Consider the following 928-nt stretch of genomic DNA (forward strand, 5'->3'; position numbering starts at 1 on the left):
TCAAATCCCATTACCGGTAATGCTGGTAACGGCTGATCGTAGTGCAGAGCTAAAACAACGCTGTATCCAGAATGGATTTATGCAGATTTACAAGCCATTGAAGCCATTAAAGTTGAAAATGGCGTTGAAGAATTTGTCCGGCAGGTTAAAAGGAAAAGAAGAGTAGCCCCCGCCTGACAGAGAAGGGGGCTGAAGTCCGCGGTTTACGGTCCAGGTCCGTCTTTATAAGCCCAATCAAAGGGGCAAGCGGTGCACCCGTGCATGTCCATGCTCTGGAAGTTTCCATAGCGCAGGTTTGCGCCTTCCAGGTTGGCATTGCGCAAACTGGAAAGGTTTAGCTTAACCTCTTGAAGGTTGGCATCCTGGAGGTTAGCACCATTGAGTTTTGCTTTATTGAACCAGGCCATCTCCAGGTTGACGCCTGTCATATTGGCATTGTTCCATTCAGAACGAGTCAGCCGGCCAAACTCCAAATTCGCACCAGTTGCATCCACGTTGTGAAAAATTGCTTTCTGGGCAAACAGGTTCCAGCTTTGTATGGCAATCAAGCGAGCGCCGGTAAGGTCTGCCATGCGCAGGTTGGTGCTCATTAGGCGCGCCCGGCTCATATTCGCGTTGCGAAGATTGGCTTTTTCCAGATTGACTCCCTTAAGGTTGCTGTGTCGCAGGTCTGCGCCTTCAAGATTGGCGCCTGCAAAATTTGCTCCCGTCAGGTCTAAGCCGCTAAGGTCCGCACCTTTTAGGTCCGCACCTGCGCAGTCGGTGGCTGGCTTAAGTTGGCAACCATTATGGCTGGGAATGTCCGCGCTAAAGTCGTCAGCATGAACGCCGCCATTTAGAGCCAGGAAAGTGACTAAAGTTATTGCTCGAGATAACGTTATAAGTTTCATTATATTCTCCTGGAAAAGCGTCAGCCCGCAATGCGGGC

The 928-nt window shown here is 50.4% G+C and carries 1 protein-coding gene; it reads right to left on the reverse strand.

Translation table 11 applies throughout. The features are described from left to right. Positions 1 to 203: 203 nt before the first annotated feature. On the reverse strand, positions 204 to 928 hold a 725-nt coding region (locus A3730_RS00315; protein ID WP_369819028.1), incomplete at its 5' end, for a pentapeptide repeat-containing protein.

The sequence above is a fragment of the Alcanivorax sp. HI0044 genome (assembly GCF_001634945.1).